At 73.3% G+C, this 23,344-nt stretch carries 21 protein-coding genes; 4 read left to right on the top strand and 17 right to left on the bottom strand.

Going from position 1 to position 23,344, the window contains the following annotated elements; all coding sequences use genetic code 11:
- Positions 1 to 2 precede the first annotated feature (2 nt).
- From ACY34I_RS33465 to ACY34I_RS33385, 17 genes are all read right to left on the bottom strand, one after another.
- Positions 3 to 1,208, bottom strand: a complete 1,206-nt coding sequence (locus ACY34I_RS33465) for an argininosuccinate synthase (RefSeq protein WP_462759172.1) — start codon at positions 1,206 to 1,208, stop codon at positions 3 to 5.
- Positions 1,205 to 1,720, bottom strand: coding sequence for an arginine repressor (locus tag ACY34I_RS33460; RefSeq protein ID WP_462759171.1), 516 nt, complete (start codon positions 1,718 to 1,720; stop codon positions 1,205 to 1,207). Before ACY34I_RS33460 ends, ACY34I_RS33465 begins: the two co-directional genes overlap by 4 nt.
- The gene (gene argF, locus ACY34I_RS33455; protein ID WP_462759170.1) at positions 1,717 to 2,646 is read right to left on the bottom strand and encodes an ornithine carbamoyltransferase; all 930 of its coding nucleotides are present in this window, start codon (positions 2,644 to 2,646) and stop codon (positions 1,717 to 1,719) included. The genes ACY34I_RS33460 and argF overlap by 4 nt, the downstream gene beginning before the upstream one ends.
- On the bottom strand, positions 2,643 to 3,830 hold the full coding sequence (locus tag ACY34I_RS33450) for an acetylornithine transaminase (protein WP_462759169.1): 1,188 nt from the start codon (positions 3,828 to 3,830) through the stop codon (positions 2,643 to 2,645). The genes argF and ACY34I_RS33450 overlap by 4 nt, the downstream gene beginning before the upstream one ends.
- On the bottom strand, positions 3,827 to 4,714 hold the full coding sequence (gene argB, locus ACY34I_RS33445; protein WP_462759168.1) for an acetylglutamate kinase: 888 nt from the start codon (positions 4,712 to 4,714) through the stop codon (positions 3,827 to 3,829). Before argB ends, ACY34I_RS33450 begins: the two co-directional genes overlap by 4 nt.
- A complete protein-coding gene (gene argJ, locus ACY34I_RS33440) occupies positions 4,711 to 5,883 on the bottom strand; it encodes a bifunctional glutamate N-acetyltransferase/amino-acid acetyltransferase ArgJ (protein ID WP_462759167.1) in 1,173 nt (390 codons plus the stop codon). The genes argB and argJ overlap by 4 nt, the downstream gene beginning before the upstream one ends.
- A 55-nt stretch (positions 5,884 to 5,938) precedes the next feature.
- A complete protein-coding gene (gene argC, locus ACY34I_RS33435; RefSeq protein ID WP_462759166.1) occupies positions 5,939 to 6,940 on the bottom strand; it encodes an N-acetyl-gamma-glutamyl-phosphate reductase in 1,002 nt (333 codons plus the stop codon).
- Positions 6,941 to 7,053: 113 nt separating this feature from the next.
- On the bottom strand, positions 7,054 to 8,253 hold the full coding sequence (locus tag ACY34I_RS33430; protein WP_462759165.1) for a low temperature requirement protein A: 1,200 nt from the start codon (positions 8,251 to 8,253) through the stop codon (positions 7,054 to 7,056).
- A gap of 59 nt (positions 8,254 to 8,312) precedes the next feature.
- Complete coding sequence (locus ACY34I_RS33425) at positions 8,313 to 9,536, bottom strand: hypothetical protein (protein ID WP_462759164.1); 1,224 nt, start codon at positions 9,534 to 9,536, stop codon at positions 8,313 to 8,315.
- Positions 9,533 to 10,582 carry a thiopeptide-type bacteriocin biosynthesis protein gene (locus ACY34I_RS33420; protein WP_462759163.1) on the bottom strand — a complete coding sequence of 350 codons (1,050 nt, stop codon included), beginning with the start codon at positions 10,580 to 10,582 and terminating at the stop codon, positions 9,533 to 9,535. Before ACY34I_RS33420 ends, ACY34I_RS33425 begins: the two co-directional genes overlap by 4 nt.
- Positions 10,579 to 13,356, bottom strand: coding sequence for a lantibiotic dehydratase (locus ACY34I_RS33415; RefSeq protein WP_462759162.1), 2,778 nt, complete (start codon positions 13,354 to 13,356; stop codon positions 10,579 to 10,581). Before ACY34I_RS33415 ends, ACY34I_RS33420 begins: the two co-directional genes overlap by 4 nt.
- 38 nt (positions 13,357 to 13,394) lie before the next feature.
- A complete protein-coding gene (locus ACY34I_RS33410) occupies positions 13,395 to 15,062 on the bottom strand; it encodes a nitroreductase family protein (RefSeq protein ID WP_462759161.1) in 1,668 nt (555 codons plus the stop codon).
- A 10-nt stretch (positions 15,063 to 15,072) separates the two neighbouring features.
- A complete protein-coding gene (locus tag ACY34I_RS33405; RefSeq protein WP_462759160.1) occupies positions 15,073 to 17,040 on the bottom strand; it encodes a TOMM precursor leader peptide-binding protein in 1,968 nt (655 codons plus the stop codon).
- A 100-nt stretch (positions 17,041 to 17,140) separates the two neighbouring features.
- Positions 17,141 to 17,326: a thiazolylpeptide-type bacteriocin gene (locus tag ACY34I_RS33400; RefSeq protein WP_046564718.1), complete on the bottom strand. Its 186-nt coding sequence runs from the start codon at positions 17,324 to 17,326 to the stop codon at positions 17,141 to 17,143.
- Positions 17,327 to 17,402: 76 nt separating this feature from the next.
- Complete coding sequence (locus ACY34I_RS33395; protein ID WP_255472186.1) at positions 17,403 to 17,621, bottom strand: thiazolylpeptide-type bacteriocin; 219 nt, start codon at positions 17,619 to 17,621, stop codon at positions 17,403 to 17,405.
- A 186-nt stretch (positions 17,622 to 17,807) separates the two neighbouring features.
- Positions 17,808 to 17,990 (bottom strand): hypothetical protein, encoded by a 183-nt coding sequence (locus ACY34I_RS33390; RefSeq protein ID WP_046564715.1) that lies wholly within the window; start codon positions 17,988 to 17,990, stop codon positions 17,808 to 17,810.
- Between the two features lie 54 nt (positions 17,991 to 18,044).
- On the bottom strand, positions 18,045 to 20,144 hold the full coding sequence (locus tag ACY34I_RS33385) for a TOMM precursor leader peptide-binding protein (RefSeq protein ID WP_462759159.1): 2,100 nt from the start codon (positions 20,142 to 20,144) through the stop codon (positions 18,045 to 18,047).
- A gap of 523 nt (positions 20,145 to 20,667) precedes the next feature.
- Here ACY34I_RS33385 and ACY34I_RS33380 point away from each other — a divergent pair.
- The 4 genes from ACY34I_RS33380 to ACY34I_RS33365 form a co-directional block, all read left to right on the top strand.
- Positions 20,668 to 21,588 (top strand): ABC transporter ATP-binding protein, encoded by a 921-nt coding sequence (locus ACY34I_RS33380; RefSeq protein WP_462759158.1) that lies wholly within the window; start codon positions 20,668 to 20,670, stop codon positions 21,586 to 21,588.
- A complete protein-coding gene (locus ACY34I_RS33375) occupies positions 21,585 to 22,427 on the top strand; it encodes a hypothetical protein (protein ID WP_462759157.1) in 843 nt (280 codons plus the stop codon). The genes ACY34I_RS33380 and ACY34I_RS33375 overlap by 4 nt, the downstream gene beginning before the upstream one ends.
- Before the next feature lie 63 nt (positions 22,428 to 22,490).
- Positions 22,491 to 23,108 carry an IS607 family transposase gene (locus ACY34I_RS33370; protein ID WP_462759156.1) on the top strand — a complete coding sequence of 206 codons (618 nt, stop codon included), beginning with the start codon at positions 22,491 to 22,493 and terminating at the stop codon, positions 23,106 to 23,108.
- On the top strand, positions 23,105 to 23,344 hold a 240-nt coding region (locus ACY34I_RS33365), incomplete at its 3' end, for a hypothetical protein (protein WP_462759155.1). The genes ACY34I_RS33370 and ACY34I_RS33365, both read left to right, overlap by 4 nt.

Below are 23,344 nucleotides of genomic sequence, written 5' to 3'. Positions count from 1 at the left end.
GATCAGAAGCCACCCAGCCGGGCGTCCCGCGCGGCGGCCATCCGGCTGGGCAGGCCCCACAGCTGGACAAAGCCCTTGGCCAGGGACTGGTCGAAGGTGTCGCCGGTGTCGTAGGTGGCCATGCCGAAGTCGTACAGGCTGGCCTCGGAGCGCCGCCCGGTCACGGTGGCCCGGCCGCCGTGCAGGGTGAGCCGCACCTCGCCGGAGACGTGCTGCTGGGCGTCGTCGATGAACGCGTCGAGGGCGTGCTTCAGCGGCGAGAACCAGAGGCCGTCGTAGACCAGCTCGCCCCAGCGCTGGTCGACGCCGCGCTTGAACCGGGCCAGGTCCCGCTCGACGGTGACGTTCTCCAGCTCCTGATGGGCGGTGATCAGCGCGATGGCGCCGGGCGCCTCGTACACCTCGCGGCTCTTGATGCCCACGAGGCGGTCCTCGACCATGTCAAGCCGGCCGACGCCCTGGGCGCCGGCCCGCCGGTTGAGCTCCAGGATCGCCTGGTACGGGGTGACGGTCTCGCCGTCGACGGCGACCGGCACGCCGGCGTCGAAGGTGATGACCAGCTCGTCGGCGTCCCGCTCCTGCGCCGGGTCAGCGGTGTAGGAGTACAGGTCCTCGATGGGGCCGTTCCAGATGTCCTCCAGGAAGCCGGTCTCGACGGCGCGGCCCCACAGGTTCTGGTCGATGGAGTACGGCGACTTGGCCGACACGTCGATCGGCAGCCCCTTCTCCTCGGCGAAGGCGATCGCCTTGTCCCGGGTCCAGGCGAAGTCCCGGGCCGGGGCGATGATCTTCAGGTCGGGGGCGAGCGCGCCCAGACCGACCTCGAACCGGACCTGGTCGTTGCCCTTGCCGGTGCAGCCGTGGGACACGATGGTGCCGCCGTACTTCTTGGCGGCGGTCACCAGGTGCTTCACGATGAGCGGCCGGGACAGCGCGGAGACCAGCGGGTAGCGGTCCATGTAGAGGGCGTTGGCGCGGATCGCCGGCAGGCAGTACTCGGCGGCGAACTCGTCGCGCGCGTCGACCACCTCGGACTCCACCGCGCCGCAGTCCAGCGCGCGCTGCCGGATGACGTTCATGTCCTCGCCGCCCTGCCCGAGGTCGACCGCGACCGCGATCACCTCACCGCCGGTCTGCTCGGCCAGGTACGGAATGGCGACGGAGGTGTCCAGCCCTCCCGAGTACGCCAGGACGACCCGCTCGGTCATGGTGTGGTGCTCCCTTCAACGTTCTCTTCCCGGCGGGCCCAGCCGGCGAGCTTGTCGCCCAAGGCGGCGCCGCCGACGGCCTCGCGAGCCACGACGAGGATGGTGTCGTCGCCGGCGATGGTGCCGACGATCTCGGGCAGGCCCGCTCGGTCCAACGCGCTGGCCAGGTAGTGGGCTGCGCCCGGTGGGGTGCGCAGCACGGCGATGTTGCCGCTGGAGTCCACCCCGTTGAGCAGCTCGCGCAGCAGCCGGACGAGGCGGGCCGGCGCGGCCTCGGCCTCACGCAGCGGCCGGTGGCCGTCCTCCGGGATGAGGTAGACGCCGCGCCCGTCGCCGCCGCGCGCGGTGACCGCCCCCAACTCCTTGAGGTCCCGGGAGAGGGTGGCCTGGGTGACCTGGATGCCGTCGCCGGCGAGGAGGTCGGCCAGCTCGGTCTGCGAGTGGATGGCCCGGTCACGGATCAGCTCGACGATGCGGGCGTGCCGGGCGGCACGGGTCAGCGGCGCGGTCATGGGGTGGATGCCTCCAGGAGAAAGGTCAGCAGCGCCTTCTGGGCGTGCAGACGATTCTCCGCCTGGTCGAAAACGGCGCTGCGCGGCCCGTCGAGCACCTCGTCGGTGATCTCCTCGCCCCGGTGGGCGGGCAGGCAGTGCAGCACGATGACGTCGGCCGCGGCGTGGCCGAGCAGCGCGTCGTTGACCTGGTACGGCAGGAACGGGGTGATCCGGTCGAGGCCGTCCGCCTCCTGGCCCATCGAGGTCCAGGTGTCGGTGGCGACCACGTCGGCGGCGCGGACCGCGGCGACCGGGTCGGTGAGCACGCGGACCGAGCCGCCGGTGCCCGCGGCGATCTTCTCGGCCCGGGCGACCACCTCGGGGTCGGGCTGGAACTCGGCCGGCCCGGCGACCCGGACGTGCATCCCGGCGGTCGCCCCGGCCAGCAGGTAGGAGTGCGACATGTTGTTCGCCGCGTCCCCGACGTACGCCAGGGTGCGCCCGGCGGTGGCGCCGAACCGCTCCCGGACGGTGAGCAGGTCGGCCAGCAGCTGGCAGGGGTGGTAGGTGTCGGTGAGCGCGTTCACCACCGGCACGGCGGCGTGCGCGGCGACCTCGGCGATCCGGTCGTCGCCGTGGGTCCGCAGCACGATCGCGGCCACATAGCGGGAGAGCACCCGGCCGGCGTCGGCCAGGGTCTCGCCCCGCCCGAAGTGGGTGACCTGGGTGTCCACCACGAGCGGGTGCCCGCCCAGCTCGGCGATGCCGACGTCGAAGGAGAACCGGGTGCGCAGGCTCTGCTTGTCGAAGAGCACCGCCACCGACCTCGGGCCGGCCAGGGGCTGGTGGGCGAACCGGTCGGCCTTCATCCGGGCGGCGAGGTCGAGCACGCCGGCCTGCTCGGCGGGCGACAGGTCGTCGTCGCGCAGGAAGTGCCGGATCATGCGGGGACCTCCGTCGGGGTGGCGGCGGCGTCGAGGGCGGCCGGGAGGGCGGCGAGGAAGGCGTCGACCTGCGCGGCGCTAAGGATCAGCGGCGGGGCGAGTCGGACCACGCCGGGCTGCACCGGGTTGACCAGGAAGCCGGCGTCGCGCAGCCCGGTCGCCACCGCGCCGGACACGGGCTGGTCGAGGACGATGCCGAGCAGCAGGCCGGCGCCGCGTACCTCGGCGACGAGCGGGTGGCCGAGCGCCTCGATCCCGCGCCGCAGCCGCTCCCCGATCCGCTTGACGTGGTCGAGCAGTCCCTCGTGGGCGATGGTGGAGACCACCGCGAGACCGGCCGCGCAGCTGACCGGGTTGCCACCGAAGGTGGTGCCGTGCGAGCCGGGGCGGAGCAGGTCGGCGGCCCGGCCGAAGGCCAGGCAGGCGCCGATGGGCAGCCCGCCGCCGAGCCCCTTGGCGAGCGTGACGAGGTCCGGCTCGACGCCCTCGGCCTGGTGGGCGAACCAGTGCCCGGTGCGGCCGATGCCGGTCTGCACCTCGTCGAGCACCAGCAGGGCGCCGTGGGCGGCGGTGATCCGCCGGGCCTCGGCCAGGTAGCCGGGCGGGGGTACGACGACGCCGTTCTCGCCCTGGATGGGCTCGAGGATCACCATGGCGGTCGCGTCGGTGACGGCCGCCGCCAGCGCCGCCGCGTCGCCGTACGGCACGTGGGTGACGTCGCCGGGGAGGGGGCGGAACGGGTCGGCCTTGGCCGGCTGGCCGGTGAGCGCCAGGGCGCCCATGGTGCGGCCGTGGAAGCCGCCGTGGGTGGCGACCACGTGGCTGCGCCCGGTGAGCCGGGACAGCTTGAACGCGGCCTCGTTTGCCTCGGCGCCGGAGTTGGCGAAGAACACCCGGCCCGGGCGGCCGGCGAGGGCCAGCAGCAGCTCGGCCAGGGCGACCGGCGGCTCGGCGACGAACAGGTTGGAGACGTGCCCCAGGGTGGCGACCTGCTTGCTGACGGCGGCCACCACGGCCGGGTGGGCGTGGCCGAGGGCGTTGACCGCGATGCCGCCGAGCAGGTCGACGTACTCCCGGCCGGCCTCGTCGACCACGACGGCGCCGGAACCGGAGACCAGCGCCAGCGGCGGGGTGCCGTAGTTGTCCATCATGGCCGCACCCCAGCGTTCCACCAGCGTGCTCATGACGCGATCACCATCGTTCCGAACCCTTCCGAGGTGAACACCTCAAGCAGTGTGGAGTGGGCGACCCGGCCGTCGACGACGTGCGCGGCGGGCACTCCCCCGCGCACCGCCCGCAGGCAGGCCTCCATCTTGGGGACCATCCCCGACTCCAGGGACGGCAGCAGCTTCGCCAGCTCGTCGGTGCTGATCTCGCTGACCAGGCTGGCCGTGTCCGGCCAGTCCGCGTACAGGCCGGGCACGTCGGTGAGGACGACCAGCTTGCGCGCGTCCAGCGCGACCGCGAGCGCCGCGGCGGCGGTGTCGGCGTTGAGGTTGTGCAGCACGCCGTCGGCGTCCGGCGCGACCGTGGAGATCACCGGGATCCGGCCGGTCGCGATGAGGTCGGCCACCGCCGAGACGTCCACCGACTCCACGTCGCCGACCTGCCCGACGTCCACCGGCTCCCCGTCCACGTACGCCGGGCGGCGCACCGCGGTGAACAGCCCGGCGTCCTCGCCGGAGAGACCGACCGCGAACGGGCCGTGCGCGTTGATCAGGCCGACCAGTTCCCGGCCGACCTGCCCGACCAGCACCATCCGCACGACGTCCATCGCCTCCGGGGTGGTGACCCGCAGGCCGCCCTTGAACTCGCTGGCGATGCCGAGCCGGCCCAGCATGGCGGAGATCTGCGGCCCGCCGCCGTGCACGACGACCGGCTTGAGGCCGGCGTAGCGGAGGAAGACCATGTCGGCGGCGAAGGCGCGCTGCAGCTCGGGGTCGACCATGGCGTTGCCGCCGTACTTGACCACGATGGTGGCGCCGGAGAAGCGGGCCAGCCAGGGCAGGGCCTCGATCAGCGTCTCGGCCTTGGCCTGGGCCCGGGTGAGGTCCGCGGTGAGGCTCATGTCGAGTACGCCGAGTTCTCGTGCACGTACGCGTGCGACAGGTCGTTGGTCCAGATGGTCGCGGCGGCGTCGCCGGCGTGCAGGTCGATCCGGATGGTGACGTCCCGGCCGGTGAGGTCCGCCTTGGCGCGGTCCTCGGCGGCGGCGCCGCCCCGGCACACCCACACCCCGTTGACCGCGACGTCGACCTCGTCCGGCTCGAACGCGGCGGCGGTGGTGCCGACCGCGGCGAGGATCCGCCCCCAGTTGGGGTCGTTGCCGAACAGCGCGGTCTTGACCAGGTTGTTCCGGGCCACCGACCGGCCGACCTCGACCGCGTCGTCCTCGGTGGCGGCGCCGACCACGTCGATGGCGATCTGCTTGGTGGCGCCCTCCGCGTCGGCGATGAGCTGCTGGGCCAGGTCGTGGCAGGCGGCGGTGACCGCGGCGGTCAGCTCCGCCGCGGTGGGCGCGATGCCGGACGCGCCGCTGGCCAGCAGCAGCACCGTGTCGTTGGTGCTCATGCAGCCGTCCGAGTCGATCCGGTCGAAGGTGACCCGGGTGGCGGCCCGCAGGGCGGCGTCGAGGGTCTCCGGCCCGGCCACCGCGTCGGTGGTGAGCACGCAGAGCATGGTGGCCATCGCCGGGGCGAGCATGCCGGCGCCCTTGGCCATGCCGCCGACGGTCCAGCCGCTGCCGGCGGCCACCGTGGTCTTGGGCCGGGTGTCGGTCGTCATGATCGCTTCGGCGGCCGGCTGCCCGCCGTCGCGCGACAGGCCGCGCACGGCGTCGCGTACGCCGGGCAGGAGCTTGTCCATGGGGAGCCGCTCGCCGATCAGGCCGGTGGAGCAGACCGCGACCTCACCGGCGCCGAGCATCAGTCGGGGGCTGCCCGCGGTGAGCGCGGCGGCGGTGTGCTCGGCGGTGGCGTGGGTGTCCTGGAAGCCGGCCGGGCCGGTGCAGGCGTTCGCCCCGCCGGAGTTGAGCACCACGGCGCGGACCACGCCGCCCCGGACGACCTGCTGGGTCCAGAGCACCGGGGCGGCCTTGACCCGGTTGGCGGTGAAGACACCGGCCACCCCGGCGTCGGGGCCGTCGTTGACGACCAGGGCGACGTCGCCGGCGCCGCTGGCCTTGAGCCCGGCGGCGACACCGGCGGCGCGGAAGCCTCGGGGGGTGGTGACGGTCACGGTGCCGTCCTTTCGTTCGCGGCTGCGGGGCTCCGCTTCGCTGCGCTCCTCGCGCTCACGGTGCCACGCCAAACACGGAGAGTCCGGTGGTCTCGGGGAGACCGAGCATCAGGTTGGCGTTCTGCACGGCCTGGCCGGCCGCGCCCTTGCCCAGGTTGTCGATGGCGCTGACCACGATCACCCGGCCGGAGTCGACGTCGACGGTGGCCTGGAGGTGGCACGAGTTCGAGCCGGCGGTGGCGGCGGTGTGCGGCCACGCCCCCTCGGGCAGCACGTGCACGAAGGGCGCGTCCGCGTACGCCCGCGCCAGCACGTCGCGGGGGTCGGCGTCGCCGGTGGGTACGGCGGTGACCGTGGCGAGGATGCCTCGGGGCATGGGGGCGAGCACCGGGGTGAAGGAGAGGCTGGCCGCCCCGGTGGCCTGCTTGATCTCGGGCACGTGCTGGTGGGCGCCGACCTTGTAGGGCGACAGGTCGCCCATCACCTCGCTGCCGAGCAGGTGGGCCTTCGCGGCCCGGCCGGCGCCGGAGGTGCCGGAGGCGGCGACCACCACCACGTCGGTGGGGTGGACCGCGCCGGCGGCGATCAGCGGGGCGAGCGCCAGCGTGGTGGCCACCGCGTAGCAGCCGGTGTTGGCCACCCGGCTCGCCGCGGCGATCGCGGCCCGCTGGCCGGGCAGCTCCGGCAGGCCGTACGTCCAGGCCCCGGCGTGCGGGCCGCCGTAGTACCGGGACCAGGCGTCCGGGTCACCCATCCGGTGGTCGGCGCCGAGGTCGACCACCTTGACGGTCGCGGGGAGGGCCGCGGCGAGGGCCGCCGACGCACCGTGCGGCAGGGCCAGGAAGACCAGGTCCGCGTCGGCCAGGGTGGCCGGGTCGGTCGTCCCGAGCACCAGGTCCAGCCCGGCGAGCTGCGGGTGTACGGCGGCGACGGGCTGGCCGGCCTGAGAGTGGGCGGTGGCCGCGACGAGGTCGAACTCGGGGTGCCCGGCGAGCAGGCGCAGCAGCTCACCACCGGCGTATCCACTCGCCCCGGCAACCGCAACCCGGATACCCATACTCACCTCCGCATGACTATGCAAAGAAGGCTAGCAGGGCGGGCAGCGCGTTGCAAGTTCATACAGGCGACTGCATGAACCTTCGGTCCGTCCGATGATCGCGCTGCCTGCCCTCAGCCCTGCAGCGGCAGGCCGGACGCCGGCGACATCTTCCGCGGGTAGATCCGCCAGCTGATGGCGTTCGAGATCGCAATGCCGGCCAGGACCAGGACGGCGGCCGCGGCCACCAGCAGGGGCGGCAGCAGGAGGCTCACCGGGATCAGGACCGCGAGCGCCAGCAGCCCGATCGGACGTGACCAGGAGACCCGGCTGAACGCGGCGTAGTCGAGCATCGACCGGCCGGCCAGAAACAACGCCGGCCCGCCGAGGATGACCATGACCCGGGACAGCTCGATCTCGCCGAAAGGCTGCGAGATGATCAGCTTGTCCCCCACCGAGCTGACCGCGACGCCGATCACCATGAGCAGGTGCGCGTACGACGCGACGTCACCGAGGTAGGCCGGGCGCCGGGACGAGGCGATGGCAGCGGGGAGCAGCTCGCCCGCCCGGTAGTAGTAGATCTGCCAGAGCAGCACGGTGATCAGGAAGGCCACCACCAGGGCGCCCGTCCGGTCGCGCTGGAAACCGTACGGGCTGATCTGGATGCCGGAGGTCAGGATGGTCTCACCGAAGGCGATGATGAGCACCTGCCGGTAGCGCTCCGTCAGGTGCTCCTCCGCGATCGGCTGGCCCCGCAGTTCGGCTCGGCCCAGCCACGGCGTCGGGAAGTCCAGCACCCCGGCGGCGTAGTCGATGAGGACCGCCACGGTCCAGCAGACCAGTCGCAGGTCGCCGGCCGTGAAGATCCCGGCGATCCACGGCACCGCCGAGATGCAGGCCCAGAAGACGATCCGGATGCTGACCCCGCGGGCGTAACCGTCCCCGCCGAACAGCACGAGCCAGAGGTGCCGGAACACCTGGACGGCGACGTAGACCCCGGCGAAGACGATCGCGTAGTTCTCGAAGGCGGCGGGCAACGCGGCGGCCATCAACAGGGCGCCGAACATGGTCACGATGACCATGACCTGGATCATCGGACGGGTGGGGTCGTACCGGTTGGCCGTCCAGGCCATGCGATACCAGAGCCACCAGAGGGCCAGGGTCAGCACCATCGCCGAGTAGAAGCCGTGCCAGTTCAGGTGCTCGGACAGGCGGGCGGAGAGGCGGGTGAGGGCGAAGACGAGCACCACGTCGAAGAGCAGTTCGACGAAGCCGGCCCGCTGCGGGGGCTGACGGCTCCCCGGCAGCTCAGCCGCCCCACCCCGGATGGCCATATAGATCTGCCCTACTTTTCCCCTTTGGGGCAGTATTCCACGTGGTGGTGCGGGGGGCGTCAGGTCGGGGGATTCCGCGGGCGCCGGCGGGCCACGCGGGCGGCCAGGGCCAGCAGCACCACCGCCTCCGCGACCAGGATGGCGACGGCCCACCCGGGGCCGACCCAGCGGGCCAGCGAGACGTACCAGTAGTGCACCAGCAGCGTCAGCACCGTCGCCGCGAACGCCAGGGAGGCCAGCCCGTAGAGGGCGTACGCCACCCGGTCGCGGGGACGATAGCCCCGCACCGCGCCGGGCCCCTGGCGTAGCAGCCGACCGTAGAACCGGTAGCTGTCGGCCCGCAGGTCGCCGAGGTTCAGCGCGTGGCTGAGCATGTAGTAGCCGTCGAGCCGGAGGAAGGGCACCAGGTTGAGCGCGGCGGTCGCCGTGCCGAAGAGCAGCATCGTGCCGGCCAGGTCGGACAGCGCCCCGGGCGGGCCCCAGAGCCGGATGGCGGCGAACGGCACCAGGGCCAGCATGCTGACGAACACCCCGGCGAACGCGGTGGCCACCCGCCGGCGCGGGGTGAACAGCACGATGTCGTCGACCTTGCAGTACGGGGCGAGCAGCGGGAAGCGCCACATCACCCCGATCTCGGTGCCGCGCCCGCCGAAGTGCCGGCAGGTCAGCCCGTGGGCGCACTCGTGCAGGAAGACGATCACCCAGGTGATCACCACCGCGGCCAGGATCGCGGCGAGCGGGCGGTCGCCGCGGGCCACCACGTCGAGCAGCGCCGGCAGGTGCAGCGCCACGTACCCGGCGACCGCCAGCACCAGCAGCAGCGCCGGCAGGACGAACCACCAGGTGAACAGCGGGGCCAGCCGGGGCAGCAGCCGGTCGAAGAACCGGTCCGGGTCGTACAGCGGCCAGCGGGCCGACAGCGGACCCCGCCGGGTCTTCGCGGCGCCGTCGGCGGCCGCCGCGGTGAGCCGGGCGATGGCCGCCGGATCGGTGGCGCCGTCGAGCAGTTGCCGCTTGTGCAGCATGCCGAAGAGCTGCTGCCAGTTCTCCGGCCCGAGCCGCCGCCGGAACGCGGCAGCGTACTCGGTGGCCAGGTCGTCCAGCGTCCGGGTGCCGTCCATCCGGGACAGCAGGAAGTGCTCGCGCGGCCCGATCCGGTAGTACCAGCCAGTCTCCGGGTCCTTGACGTGGTGGACGAGCTTCTCCCCCCGCCACTGACCCGCGCCGAGCACGACCCCGGCCCGCAGCCGGGGCCGCGTCCAGGTCGCGTCCACGGTGGTCATCGCGGGCCGGCCGGGGCGAGGTCGTCGAGCAGCGCGGTGCGCATCACGTACGACAGGTAGATCTCGTCGAGGATGCTCACGCCGAGCCGGTTGTTGGTCATGTGCACGTACGAGCTGAGCAGGATGGGCAGCGCGACGGCCAGGTCGCGGACCGGGATGGGTTCGCCGCCGCCGCGCTGGAACACCAGGTCACCCCGCTCGACCGCGGCGGTGACCCGGTCCCGCAGCTCCCGGCAGTGCGCCGACCAGCGGCCCTCCACGCCGCCGGGCCGGACGTCGGCCCGGTCCCCGGCGGCCGCGCGGATCTGGGCCAGGCGCCCGCGCAACGCAGCGTCCATCCGCCGGTAGCTGGTGTCGAAGCTGGCGTGGTAGTCGTCGCTCGGCTCCGAGTAGGAGACCTCCCAGAACCTGCGGTACTCGTCGAGGAAGTCGGCGATCCGCCGGTCGTCGCCGAGGAAGACCGCGCACATCATCATGCTGAGCTGGGCGGAGAGCCCGAGCAGCACCGGGCGGACGTGCACGTTGGTGGTGGCCAGCAGGTCCAGCACCACGTCGCTGGAGTGCTCGAAGTGCCACTCGGCGAGCTCGATCCCCGCCGGTCCGCCGTAGCGGCCGTACTCCCGCTCGTAGGGGATGAGGTGCCAGCTGTTGTTCGCCCGCATCGGCATCACGCCGTCCGGCCCGTACTCCTCGTCCCACCGCTGCCGGCCGTACTCGGCGAGGAACATCTGCTTGTAGAGGTCGCCCAGCCCCTCGCTGTCCACCTCGTAGAGAGCGGGGCGGCGGCGCAGGAACGCCTCGATCGCCTCGTCCACCCGCGCCCGCACCACCGCCGGATCGACGCCGGGTGCCGGCAGCACCCGCAGCCGCACGTGCGGCCCCTCCATCCAGTACTTGATGAAGAAGTACCGGCTGATCAGCCCCTCGGCCCGCAGCTCGTCCACCAGCGGCCGGACGCCCTCGACGAGCATCGGGTTGGCGTTGCTGGCGTAGAAGACGTGGACGCTGAGCCAGCCGTGCTCCACCGGGGAGGGGAAGTCCGTCATCGGTCCACCTTTCCGGCGCGGACGCCGTTGAGTTCCACGGTCAGTTCGGTGACGTGGGTGCCGCCCGGGCCTCGGAGCACCTGCTCGTCGCGGTCCGGCAGCATCTCGGTGAGCACCAGGCGGCTACCCGCACCCCGTCCGGTCGCCTCCAGCAACTGCAGGCAGAAGTGGCTGTCGAAGTCGACGTAGAGCGGCTTGTGGTCCGGCCGGCCGCCCGCCGCGGGCTGGCCGGCGTCGTCGCCGGCGGCCGGGGTGAGCCGGGTGCCCTCCGGCGTGGCGAAGACCCGCCGGGGCAGGCCGTTGTCGCGTCGCCACCGCTGCCAGCGCAGGAACCAGTCGGCGTCGCTCTGCTCCGGGGTACGCGCCGGCGGCAGGTGGTCCGGGTGCAGCTTCCACATCCGCCGCTGCAGCACCAGGTCGCCGTGCACGATCCGCGGGTACCCGGCGATGCCGCGGCCGGGCAGCGGCACGGTGGTGCCGGCCCACAGGTCCGGCTGAGCCATGCCCAGGTAGGCGAAGGTGAGCAGCACCTGCTGCACCTCGGGCAGCGCCATCGGCAGCAGGAAGCCCAGGTAGACCGGGATGACCTCGGCGTCGAGCCGGCGCGAGCGCAGCAGCAGCCGGTCGGCCACCGGGTCGTGTTCGACGCTGAGGTCGTCCATGTGGATCTGCTCGCCGGCCGGCCGGAAGCTGATCTCCCCCGGACAGACCAGCTCGTACGGGGTGACCGCCGGGTGCAGGTTCAGGTTGGTGGCGTCGTACCCGCCCTTGAGCTCGGCGAGCACCGCGCCCGGCGGCTGGAGCCGGGCCAGCTCGGCGCGGAGCGTGCCGGCGAGGTCCTGGTCGGCGAAGAGGTGGGCGAAGCGGGAGAACAGCAGCGTCATGCCGGAGTAGATCCGGTTGACCACCACCCGGTGCCGGTCACCCTGGTCGGCGAGCTGGAGGAAGAAGGACCGGGGATCGAGCGTGCCGAGCGTCTCCGGCACCATGGCGGCGATGTCGGCCATGAAGTCGTCGTCCAGACGCAGCTCCTCGGCGCCGGCCGGCAGCCGGTCGTACGCCTCGTTCATCCGCCGGGCCACCTCGATCCGGGCGTCGTCCAGCGCGGTGATCTCCGCCTGCCGGAACCAGTTCTCCTGCCGCACGTACGCGTTGTCGGCGTCGAACGCCCGGCGGCGCATCATCCGCCCGCTGTAGTGCTCGAAGAAGTCCTGCTGGAACTCGTGCGCGAAGGTGAGCAGGTCGTCGCAGCGTCCACCGGCCCCGTAGCGGGCCCGGAAGAAGCCCTTGGTGGCCAGCCGGCGCGGCAGGTTGATGTCGAACACCGGCATGATCCGGGCCAGCGCCCGCAGGCCGGGCAGGACGTCCCGCTCCCAGCGGCCCCGGTCGGCGGTGACCGGCACCCGGGTGCGCAGGGTGGCGTCCTCGTACAGCAGGGTCCGGGGGGCCGGGACGTCGGCGCGGCCGAGGTCCGCGTGGGCCGCGGCCAGCTCCCGCCGGATGTCGGCGAGCACCCGGCGGCGGCCGGCCACGTCGTGGTCGGGATAGCCGGCGGCGAGGCCGTTGACGGTGTCGACCCGCGCGGCGAGCTGGTCGGCCCAGTCCCGGCCGATCTCGCGCAGCGCCCGCCGGTAGCCGTCGACCGGATCGTCGGCGTGGATGTCCAGGTGCAGGTTCGGCACCACCAGCAGGCCCACCCGCAGCAGGTGGTGCAGGTACTGCTCGATCTCCGCCGCCGGGCGGTCGTCGGTGGCCAGTTCGGTGACCAGGTCGGCCATCCGCCGGACCCGGTCGCCGTCGAGCGCGGCCAGGATGTCGTGCAGCACCCGACCGGTGGGCAGCACGAACAGTGACTCGTGGATCGACTCCAGGGTGATCGCGGCGTCGCCGTCCTCCGAGCTGGTCCGCCGCCGGCGCAGGTAGCGCAGCCGGCCGCGTTCGATGCGCCAGCCGGTGGTGAGCGCCACCGGCAGGTCCGCGCGGAGCGCCTCGTCGGCGAGCACGATGGCCGACAACCGGCCCAGCGCGGCCAGGTTCAGCCGGGCCGCGCCCCGCTTCGCCTCCCCGGTCCGGTCGGTCACCGGCAGCACGTCGAGCAGCCCGCCGCCGCCGGGGCCGAAGGTGCCGACGTTGACCGTGGTCAGCCGGCTGAACGGGCTGGTCTTGGCGGCGGTGCGCAGCGCGTACTCCAGCAGCGACCGCTCCACCCGCCGGGCCCGCTTGCCGAGCCGGCCGGGCGTGGCGAGGTACGCGGGCAGGTACTGGTCCAGCGACGGGGACGCGAGCAGGATGCCGCCGCGCAGGTCGGGGTCCTCGGCCAGCTCGTGCAGCACCGTCCGGCGTTCCGCCAGCTCCGCGTGCAGCACCGCCGCGCCGTCGGCCAGCTCCCGCCGGTACGCGGCGAAGGTCTCCAGCCAGTCGACCAGCAGCCGGTGCGTGTCCCCGCCGAGGGGACCGGCCGGCCAGGCCGCGGGGTCGGCGGGATCGGGCCGGCGGAGGTTCCACACGTCCCGGCGCAGCCGGATCAGCCGCCGCCGCAGCCGGTCGTCGGCGAGGTTGCGGGCCACCGCCTCCTGCAGCGCGTCGGCCAGCGGCGGCCCGGTGACCCGCAGCCGGTCCTCCAGGTCGAGGGCGCGGCGGGCCCATGCGGCGCTGCGGTCGAAGGCGAGCCGATCGGCGACCTCCAGCGGCAGGCCGGCGGTGCGGAGCATGAACACCTCCGGCATCCGCCAGGTCAGCTCGGTGACCGCTGGTGCGGGCAGGGACACCGTCACGGGTCTCTCCTTCGTCGACGTCTTCGTGATACGGGTGGTCACAGCCGGTACACCAGGTCTGCGGTGCCGTCGGGGTGCCGCCCGAGCAGGAGGAACAACACGGTTCGTTCGTCGCTCCCGGTGAGGCCGAGGGCCTCGTCCATGGCGACGTTGTCGAAGCCCAGCACCGCGCCGCAGCCCAGGCGTTGCGCGGTGGCGGCGCAGTAGGCCCGCTGGGCGACGGCGCCGATCTCGGCGTTGAGGATGCGGTAGCCGCGCGGGCCGACGGCATCGAGCACGGCGTCCAGCCGGCCGGCGATGGCCAGCACCGCGCCGACCTGCCCCATCGTGTAGTTGGTGAGGAAGTACTGCTGTTGCAGGAACGCGGACATGCCGCCGTCGGGTTCGGCCGCGGCGGGCAGCAGCGCGTGCCGTCGGGAGCAGTAGGCGTAGGTGCCGGCGGCGAGGCCCTCGACGTGGTTCGCGAAGACCCAGAGTCGGGTGAGGGCCGGCGCGTCACCGGGCGGCCCGACGTCGGCCGGGTGGTGCCGGCCGGCGGTGGCGAAGGCGAGGGTGGTGCCGAGCTCCGCGGCGGTCAGCTCGGGCGGCCGGCGGAACCGGCCGAAGCTGCTGGATCGGGTCGCCAGCACCGTCGACAGGGGACGCGCCAGCCGCTCCAGCTGCGGCGCGGGCAGGTCCAGCGGGTCGCCGGGCAGCTCGCGGGGCGCGGCGTCCGCCAGGGCGTCCGGGGCCGGAGCGGCGGGGGCCGCCGCCGCCCGGTGCACGTCGGTCACGGCCGGGAACTCCCGCAGCCGGCGGGACCGCTCGAAGGCCGGGTACCGGACCCGGATCTCCGTGCCCGGCCGCTCGCCGGCCGTTCCGTGCCCGACCGAGCGGCCGCCGCCGTCCGGGCCGGTGCCGCCGTCCGCGGCCGGGTCGCCGTCCGGGTGGGCGCCGGCCCAGTGCAGGGGTACGACCGCGAAGACGCTCTCCCGGTCGCTGTCGAAGCCGAGCAGCCGGTCCACCGGTGCGGGGTCGAAGCCGAGCAGCCGGGGCAGCGGCACGCCGAGCGCGCGGGCGAGCAGGTCCCAGGAGCCGAGCAGGGCGCCGAGGTCCTGGGTGACCACGTGGTAGCAGAAGCTGTTGTACTTGAACGAGTTCTTCCAGAACCGGATGCTCGCCAGCAGGAAGCTGTCCGCGCCGCCCGCCGGGTCGCCGACGGCGGCGCGAACCGTGCCGCTGACGTCGCCGAGCACCAGCCGCTCCAGCACGTGCTGGCCGGTGCCGTAGTGGTAGACCCCGGGCAGCAGCGGCGCGGAGGGTCCGGCGACCACGAAGAGCTCCACCGGATACATGCCGCCGCCGGAGGCGGTGCCCCGCCCCCAGACGGCGTGCTCGAAGTGCGCCCGCTTGGCCAGGTCCTGGTTCCAGTTCACCGTCAGCCGCCGGTCGAGCACCCCGTACGACAGGCGCAGCAGGGTGGCCAGGCTGTCCAGCGACCAGCCCCCGGGCGGCGGCAGGTGCTCCCCGGTGAACAGGTCACGCAGGGTGGGCAGGTCGGGCAGCGCCACCGGCAGCGGCACCCGGGGGGCGCTGGGGTAGCTGGTGTGCCGGGAGGGCTGGTCGGCCCAGTCCACCTCGTAGTTGAGCGGTTCCATCGGGACCCGGGCCCGGCGGAACACCGCCTGCGCGTACTCCCGGACGACCTCGAGGGCCTCCTGCTGCATGTCGGTGCTCCTACGGGAAGGGGTGCGGGTGGGGGTTGCGGCCGGTGGCGCCGAGCCGGTCGGGTCCCTGCGTGCCCCGGGCCAGGTGGCGCTCCAGCCGGTCGCTCCAGAGCACCCGCTGCCGCTGCCAACCGAAGTCGATGGGGACCAGGGCGGGCGCCACCACGGCCATCGTGTGCACCCCGGCGACCTCCTGCTCCGGGCAGGTCTGGTCGACCGCGACGACGTCGCCGCCGAGCCCGGCGATCAGCCCGGTGAGGTACTCCATGTCGGCCCGCAGGTCGTCGTGGTTCGGCCGGGCCGACAGCCAGTCGCCGTACAGCTCGGTCATCGACCGCAGCGGCGGGTCGTCAAAGAGGAACGCGGCGTGGCGGGTCATCTCCGGCAGCCCGTAGAGCAGGGCGTGGTGGCTCAGCTCGGTGACCTTGGTGTAGTCCCGGGTCATCTCGCGCAGCTCCGGCTCGCTGGCGGCGACCCGTTCGTCGAAGCCGGGCACGTAAGAGGCGGTCTCGCAGACGGCGGCGCGGACCGCGTCGTCCGGGTCGAGGCTGGCGCCGGCGGCGAAGCAGAGCTGACCGAGCCCGTCGCCGCGCTTGACCGCCACTGCGGTGACCACCGGGACGGGCAGGTCCGCGCGGGTGTCGAACAGCCGGATGTCGTAGCCGAGCAGGTCCACCCGGTCGAGCATGAAGTGCACCCGCTCGTCCCGGCAGGTGGCCGGGTCGATCTCGGCCAGCCGGGCGGAGCCGTACCAGGCGAGCAGGAAGGCATCCCGCTCGATGAGTTCGAGCATGCCGTGCAGCAGCGCCTCCTCCGGGCAGCTGCCGCTGGCGCAGCCGTTGGAGCACTCCTGGACGAACTTGCGGTGGTCGGTGCGGCGGTCCAGGTAGTAGACGAGCTGCTCGGGGACGAGACGGGGGGTGTGGTCACGCAGCGACCACCCCCAGACCCACGGCATCGGCTCGTCCGGCGAGTAGGGGGCGTAGTAGAGCCCGTGCCCGTGGTAGAACGCCGGGTGGTAGCCCAGACCGGCCGGGTCGAGGGCGTCCGGGGCCAGGTTGGCGTAGCTGTCCACGACCGTGGTCCGCCGCGCCCGGGGGAACTGGCCGGCGTACCGCTCCAGCCCTTCCAGCAGCGCGTAGGTCTCGCTGCTGCCGTAGCTGTTGGCGTGCCCGCTCCACCACATCTCGTGCAGGTCGTAGCGGCTGCGGATCCGGAAGTAGCCGGTCACCGGCGCGGTGGCGGTGGCGTTGTACGCGCGCAGCGCGCTGCCGCCCAGCGCCCCGGCGACCGGGTTCGCCAGCGCGGCGACCGGGAGGTCCAGCTCGCCGGCCGACCGCAGCCGGTACGCGGACGGGTCCGGCTTGGGCCGGCTGGTGAGCGGGATGACCGCGGCCTCCGCGGTGTCCGGCCGGACGGTCGCGCAGGCCGGGCACTCGGAGTCGGCCAGCACCTCGACCACGGTGGTCTCCAGGGTGTCCATCCGCAGCTGCCGCAGGCGGCCGACACCGGGCCGCTCGGTCCGGGGGCGGCAGGCGTCCAGGAGGAGCTGCCACAGCGCGTCGACCGCGAACGGCGTCAGGTGGGGCAGCGGCGCCACGGTGCCGACCCGGGCCTGGTGCTCCAGGGCGTGCCGCTCGTCGCGTACCCGGATGGCCTGCCAGCGCCGTTGCACGCAGAGCGGGCACGGGCCGGGCCGGTCGCCCGCCGCGTCGCCGGCGCCCATCCAGCGTGGCCCGACCAGCGCGGTCGCGCCGTGCAGCCAGATCGGCACCACGTCGCCGGTGAGGCCCTCGCCGCCGTCGGCGTACGCGTCGGTCAAACCGAGGGCGGCGATGCGCACGGTGACCCCGTCGAGCGGCGCGGTGGGGCGGGCCGGCTGCCGCGCCCGGTCCTGGCGTCGCTCGTGGAACGCCTCGCCGAGCTGTTTGAGGCTGCTGTCCCACCCGGTGGAGGTGGTCCGGACATCGACGATCATGCGGTTCACCCGTCTGCGGTCGCTACCTGTGCTGATGGGAGGGGACCGGCGCCCCGCCGACGTGGCTCGCCGGCGGGGACGGTCACGGCGGTGGGCTCGGTCAGCCGCCGCCGCATCCGGTGCTGGTGCTGCTGCTGCAGCAGCTCGATGTGCTGCAGCTGCAGCAGCTGGAGCAGGAGCAGCTGGAGCTGGACCAGTCCATGACCATCGCGTCGATGGCGTCGACGTCCTCGATCTCGAACGTCTCCGTCTCCAACGCGCGGAGTTCCTCAGTCAGTTCCGGCATTTCCTTCCACCTCCCCTCAGGGCGATCAGAGCCGCGGTGCCGGCCGGGCGTCCGGAGCGACCGGCGGTGCCGTGGCTCAGCTGGTGCTGCTGCAACTCGACGAGGTGCAGCTGCAACAACTGGACGTGCTGCAGCTGGAGCAGCTGGACGTGCTCGTGCTGCTGCTGCAGATGTCCATCAGGTCGGCGGACAGCTCAGCGATGTCCTCGACCTCGAACGTCTCGGTCTGCAGGTCGCGCAGCTCGCTGCGGACCGAGTCGGGTAGTACGCCGGATGTCGGGGGTCGTGTCGGCACGGGCCTCTCCTTGAGCCGCGGTCGCGCCAGTCATCGGTGGGTGCGCGTCGCACCACCACGGTGGATCCAGCGGAGGCACGCAGGGGCTACTCGCCGGTGTGGGCCGGCGGCGATGGTGCGTCGTTCGTGCGGCGTCCCACCGGGGACTGGAAGTCGTCAGCGTCGGGGGCAACCCCGTTCACCCGGTCAGCCGCAGCTGGAGGTGCTGGTGCTGGTGCTGCAGCAGCTCGACGTGCTGCAGCTGCAGCAGCTGGAGCAGGAGCAGCTGGAGCTCGTCGCGGCGAGCGCCTCGCCGCCGTCCTCGACCTCCTCGATCTCGAAGGTCTCGGTCTCCAGCTCGCGGAGCTCGTCGTTCAGGGTGATCGGCATATTTTCCACCTCCCTCCGTGGTGCGTGCCTCGCCGAAACCACTGACGTGGTGGCTCAGTCGGCCGCCGGGGCGGGCCGGCGCAGCAGGACCACCCCGCTGCGGAAGGCCCCGGTGGCCCGAACGTCCCGGGTGGTCGTCTCGACCAGCAGAGCGCTCATCCCGGCCGCGTCGAGCGCGGCCAGCACGGCCGCCCGGTCGGTGGCCGCTCCCGCCGGACCGGCGGCGGTGGCGCCGACGGCGAGCGTGGCCGGGTCGAGGTCGCGCAACACCGGGTCGCCGAGGTCGGCCACGGCGTCCTCGAAGTGCCGCACCTGGACGCGTCCGACCGCGTCCCGGACGGCCGCCAGCCGGGTGGCGACCGAGTCGAACCCGCCGGCCAGCGCCCAGTCCCGGTCACCGCCGCCCGGCGGCTCGGCGACGGCGAGCACGGCGGCCGCCGGCTCGGCTCCGGCCAGCGCGAACACCGACAGCCGGCGGCCGAACCGGTGGGCGGCCTTGACCACGAAGGCGGTGTCGTCGTCGCCGACCAGGTCCTCCTCGCTCACCGGGCGCAGCTCACCCCGGCCGCGCAGCGCGGCGGTCAGCGCCCGGTAGGCCAGCGCGTCCGCCAACCCCTGGTCGATGACCTCGTCGAGGGTCCCGGCGGCGGCCGCGCCGGCCACCGTCGGCTCGGCCCAGCCCTCGGCGTTGAACGCGGAGGTGGGCAGCGCCAGCGCGGCCGGCACCCACCCGGACTCCGCCCGCCCCAGTCCCACGGCCGGCAGCCAGCGGATCGGCCGCCGGTCGTCGGGCGCGACGGTCGCCGACGTCAGTTCCGTCCAGGGCACCGGGTGCTCGCCCCGCTCGCGCAGCTCGGCCGCCGACGCGGTGACCGCCGCGGCCAGGTCCGGGTACCGGGCGGCGTGGTCGCGGACCGCGGCCCGGTAGGCGGCCAGTCGGGCGCCCATCACGGTGTGCACGTCGAACGCGGTCACCTCGCGCGGCCCGCGCCGGCCGGGCAGCCGCAGCCGCGCCGTCTTCAGCGGCGCCTGCTCCAGCGGGTCGTCGACGAACCGGGTGAACACGCCGGCGTTCGGCGACACCAGCGCCTCGGCCCGCTGGTAGGTCTCGTCGTCGGACTCCGCCGGCGGCCCCGGCTCGGTCACCTCGACGTCCCGGCAGACCGGGCACCCGGCGTGCGGCAGCACCCGCTCCCGGCTGGACTCCAGGGTGGACGCGTCGAGCAGCAGCACCCCGCCGGCGGTGTCCGGGGCGACCGCGCCGGTGAGGGCCCGGAACAGCTCGAAGGCGGCGGCGTTGCCGAGCATCCGCGCGGTCACCTCGGGCAGCGCCGCCGCGACGCCGGGGTCGCCGACGGCCAACTGCCGCCAGAACTCCGCGGCCGCCGCCGGGTCGTCGCCGGCCGCGAGCCGGAGCTGGGCGCAGTGCCAGCAGGGGGTCCGTCCCGCCCCGACGGTCGGCCCGACCACCGCCCGCCGGTCGTCCCAGAGCACCGGCACGAGCAGCGGACCGTCCCGGTGACAGGCGCGGGCCAGTTCGGCCAGGTGGGCCAGACCGGCGGGGCCGGCGCAGTGGACCACCGCGTCCACCGCGCGAAGGTCGGGCGCCCCGCCGGGGAAGTGGACCTCCGCGGCCAGGCCGTCGGCGCGCAGGTCCGCCAGCTCGGGTTGCAGCGCCTCGGCGTACCGGCCGGGGTCGTCGTCCGGATGGAGGTCCAGCCGCACGCAGCCGTTGCGGAGCAGGCCGCTCGCCGCGGCGAGCAACGCCTCTCCCCCGCCGCAGAGCGCCACCCGGGCGGCGTGGAAACGCTGGAACCGGCTGGTGGGGTCGTCCGCGAAGTGGTCGATGAACTCGATCTGGGCGGCGAACCGGCGGGCCACCGGCTCCGGCAGCTCGGTGCGGTCCCCCGCGTCCTTGGCGAACCCGCGGGAGATCAGAGCCCGGACCAGGGTGAGCACGGTCTGCCGCTGCCCCGGGTCGAGGGCCGCGGTGAGCTGCCCGAGCGTGTGCTCGCCAGTCAGGTAGGGGCTCAGCGACGTCAGCCAGCGAAAGGCGGACTTGCCCTTGATTAGGAATGCGCTGTCCGGGCCGCGCAGGTACGCGCCGGCCGGGGCGTCCAGGAAGACCACGTCGTGCCGCAGCTTGGGGCGCATTTCCAGGCTTGCTCCACCGTCCGACGGCTGGTTCATGCGTCCCCCACGACAACGACTTAGACGGTCCCGAAAGTGTCTTCATGCTGCCCAAGATCAAGTATTAAGTCAACAGAATGTTTCGCCCCGGACAGTGGCGCAAGTGAATTCATGGGCATTGAGCTGCGGCTAAGACAAAAACTCGTCCCCGCGCCCACGAGCCACCTTCCGGAGCCGATCAACCTCCGCTAGGCTGTGGGCGCCGTCCACGCCGCCGCAGGTCAGAAGGCCTTTCATGACGGCAGAGCTGGCCGCTGGCGACGGCGGGTAACGGCGACACGATCGGGGGCCAAACCGGTCGCCATCGACCCACGCTGCCCAAACCAACAGGTAATTGACGGCACACAATTAACCCTGTGGCGCGGTCGGGAATTCGAAGGACTGCGGATGAACGCAAAGAAAAGCCGGCCGGCCGGCGCGCCGCTCGGCATCGCACGATTGCGGTACCACGTTGAGGAATGACCGTTTTGCCATTGAAGCTCATGAGGTGACCAAGCGTTATCCCGGCGGGGTCACCGCGGTCGACGGCCTTGACCTGCGGGTACGCGAGGGCGAGGTCCTCGGCTTCCTCGGCCCCAACGGGGCCGGCAAGACCACCACCATGCGCATGCTGGTCGGGCTCGTCCGGCCGACCAGCGGCTCGATCCGCGTGCTGGGCCGCTCGCCGGGCCACCCGGAGCAGCTGGCCAGGGTGGGAGCGCTCATCGAGTCGCCCGCCTTCTATCCGCACCTGTCCGGCCGGGACAACCTGCGGCTGGCCGCCCGGTACGCGGGCGTGCCGGACACCGCCGCCGACCGGGTGCTGGCCGAGGTCGGGCTGACCGACCGGGCGGGATCGAAGTTCCGGACCTACTCCCTCGGCATGAAGCAGCGCCTCGGGGTGGCCGCCGCCCTGCTCAAGGAGCCGAGCCTGCTGATCCTGGACGAGCCGACCAACGGCCTCGACCCGGCCGGGGTGACCGACATCCGCGAGCTGCTCCGGGCGCTCGGCAGGGACGGGCGGACCGTGCTGCTCTCCAGCCACGTCCTCGGCGAGGTGGAGCAGATCTGCCACCGCATCGTGGTCATCGACGGCGGCCGGGTGATCGCCGACGGCACGCCCGACGAGCTGCGCGGGACGCTGGGCCAGGCGGTGCTGCTGATCGACGCCGACCCGATGGACCAGGCGGCGGCCTGCCTACGCGCGCACGACCGGGTCCGGGCGGTGGAGGCGGTCGACGGGCGGCTGCGGGTCACCACGGACCCGGCGCTCGCCGGGGCACTCAACCGGCGGCTGGTCGAGGCCGGAATCGACGTACGGGAACTGCGCCCGCTGCGCCACTCGCTGGAGGAGGCGTTCCTGGAGCTCACCGCGCCTGAGCGACACACCCGCCAGGAGCAGACGATCACGACGGGAGGCACCCGATGATGGCCTCGGTGCGGGCGGCCTGGTTCGCCGACCGGAAACGGCCGGCGGTCTGGACGGTCACCGCGACCTGGGCCGCCCTCGCGCTGGTCTTCGGCATCGGCGTCCCGTACCTCGTGCACCTGGCCCTCGCCGGTGATCCGAAGGAGACGGACGCCGCCGAGTCCCTGCTGGCCAGCGTCCTGCCGGGTCAGCTCGTGCCCACCGGGATCGGGTTGTTCCCGCTCTTCGGCGGCGCCATCGTGGTCATCCTTGGCGCGCTGGTCGTGGGCAACGAATACCGCTGGGGGACGTGGAACCTCCTCTTCACCCAGCGGCCCCGGCGCGGGCAGGTGATGGCCGGGCACGCCGTCGTCCTGTGCGGCCTGACCCTGCTGATCGCCGTGCTCACCTTCGGCCTGCTGGCGGTGACCACCGGGTCGCTGGCCGCCGTCGAGGGACGGGCCGCGGGGTGGCCGCCCGTCCCCGACCTCGCCGGTGCGGTGGCCGCCGCCTGGCTGATCTGCACCGCCCACGCCAGCGTCGGCTGGTTCCTGGCGATCGCGTTCCGCAGCGCCACCACCGCGATCGCCGTCGGTCTGATCTGGACGCTGGTCCTGGAGAACGCGATCAGCGGGCTCGCCCTCGTGCTGAGCCCGCTGACGGCGGTGCAGAAGGTGCTGCTGGCACCGAGTTCCGGCGCGCTGGCCGGCGCGCTCGGCGCCCGGTCGCAGTTCGACGGGGGTACCCCCGGCGTGATCGAGTCAGCCGGCGCGCTGGTGCCGACTGTCGTGCTGCTGGGTTACGTACTGCTGATGTTCGGGCTGGGCAGCTGGCTGGCGGCACGCCGGGACGTCGGTTGACCGGGCGGAGGAGCAGCTACTAGTGGTTGCTTTCCTTTCTGGAGCTGTCCATAGTTGACGGTTGTGGGCAGTGTCTATCGGATCGGTGAGTTTGCCAAGCGGGTGGGCCGCTCGGTGAGCACGGTGCGTCGGTGGGAGGCGGAGGGTCGGATCACCGCCCGTCGTCTGCCGTCGGGTCAGCGGTATTTCGACGATTCGGATGTGCGCCGGGTGCTGCAGCCGGGCTTCGACGCCGACCGGCGGAAGGTGGTGGTGTATTGCCGGGTGTCGTCGCCGGGCCAGAAGGCCGACTTGGCCTCGCAGGTGGCGGCGATGCAACAGTTCTGCCTCGCTCGCGGTCTGGCCGTGGACGAGTGGATCAGCGAGGTCGGCGGCGGGATGAACCTTCGCCGGGAGAAGTTCCTGGCGTTAATGGACGCGGTGGACCGGGGTGAGGTCGCCACGCTGGTGGTGGCCCACACCGACAGGTTGGCCCGGTTCGGCTTCGACCTGGTGGAGCATCTGGCGGCGCGCGGCGGCTGCGAGATCGTCGTCGCCAACCAGGAGTCCCTGTCCCCACGGCAGGAACTGGTCGAGGACCTCCTGGCCGTCGTCAACTCCTTCTCGGGCCGGCTGGACGGTCTGCGCCGCTACGAGAAGGAGTTGAAAAGGGCGGACTTGGCCATGAAGGGTGACCGGTGAAGGTCACCCGGATCGCCTACTCGGCGCGGCTGAATCCAGGCAAGTACGCCGCTCTGGTGGAGCAGGCCCGCCGGTTGGGCCGGGTGCGTAGCGAGGTGTGGCAGCGGTACGGCTCGATTCTCGGCGTCGGGTCGGGGTTGCGGGATCGGCAGGTGCGGGACCGGTGGTTGGCCGACGGCACACACGCCCGGTTTGGTGTGCTGGCGAACGCGTGGAAGGAAACCGTCCGCGACGCC

This window comes from Micromonospora sp. RTBAU3-60, assembly GCF_054963695.1.
The sequence above is the reverse complement of the archived record's forward strand: the minus strand, read 5'-3'. Positions and strand labels throughout refer to the sequence as shown.

What these genes read in the sequence shown, in the direction of transcription:
- ACY34I_RS33450 (WP_462759169.1), bottom strand. Translation starts at nt 3,830, where the DNA reads ATGAGCACGCTGGTGGAACGCTGGGGTGCGGCCATGATGGACAACTAC.
- ACY34I_RS33465 (WP_462759172.1), bottom strand. Translation starts at nt 1,208, where the DNA reads ATGACCGAGCGGGTCGTCCTGGCGTACTCGGGAGGGCTGGACACCTCC.
- ACY34I_RS33410 (WP_462759161.1), bottom strand. Translation starts at nt 15,062, where the DNA reads ATGCAGCAGGAGGCCCTCGAGGTCGTCCGGGAGTACGCGCAGGCGGTG.
- ACY34I_RS33385 (WP_462759159.1), bottom strand. Translation starts at nt 20,144, where the DNA reads ATGCGCCCCAAGCTGCGGCACGACGTGGTCTTCCTGGACGCCCCGGCC.
- ACY34I_RS33425 (WP_462759164.1), bottom strand. Translation starts at nt 9,536, where the DNA reads ATGACCACCGTGGACGCGACCTGGACGCGGCCCCGGCTGCGGGCCGGG.
- ACY34I_RS33430 (WP_462759165.1), bottom strand. Translation starts at nt 8,253, where the DNA reads ATGGCCATCCGGGGTGGGGCGGCTGAGCTGCCGGGGAGCCGTCAGCCC.
- argF (WP_462759170.1), bottom strand. Translation starts at nt 2,646, where the DNA reads ATGATCCGGCACTTCCTGCGCGACGACGACCTGTCGCCCGCCGAGCAG.
- ACY34I_RS33400 (WP_046564718.1), bottom strand. Translation starts at nt 17,326, where the DNA reads ATGCCGGAACTGACTGAGGAACTCCGCGCGTTGGAGACGGAGACGTTC.
- ACY34I_RS33420 (WP_462759163.1), bottom strand. Translation starts at nt 10,582, where the DNA reads ATGACGGACTTCCCCTCCCCGGTGGAGCACGGCTGGCTCAGCGTCCAC.
- ACY34I_RS33390 (WP_046564715.1), bottom strand. Translation starts at nt 17,990, where the DNA reads ATGCCGATCACCCTGAACGACGAGCTCCGCGAGCTGGAGACCGAGACC.
- argB (WP_462759168.1), bottom strand. Translation starts at nt 4,714, where the DNA reads ATGAGCCTCACCGCGGACCTCACCCGGGCCCAGGCCAAGGCCGAGACG.
- ACY34I_RS33460 (WP_462759171.1), bottom strand. Translation starts at nt 1,720, where the DNA reads ATGACCGCGCCGCTGACCCGTGCCGCCCGGCACGCCCGCATCGTCGAG.
- ACY34I_RS33375 (WP_462759157.1), top strand. Translation starts at nt 21,585, where the DNA reads ATGATGGCCTCGGTGCGGGCGGCCTGGTTCGCCGACCGGAAACGGCCG.
- argC (WP_462759166.1), bottom strand. Translation starts at nt 6,940, where the DNA reads ATGGGTATCCGGGTTGCGGTTGCCGGGGCGAGTGGATACGCCGGTGGT.
- ACY34I_RS33405 (WP_462759160.1), bottom strand. Translation starts at nt 17,040, where the DNA reads ATGATCGTCGATGTCCGGACCACCTCCACCGGGTGGGACAGCAGCCTC.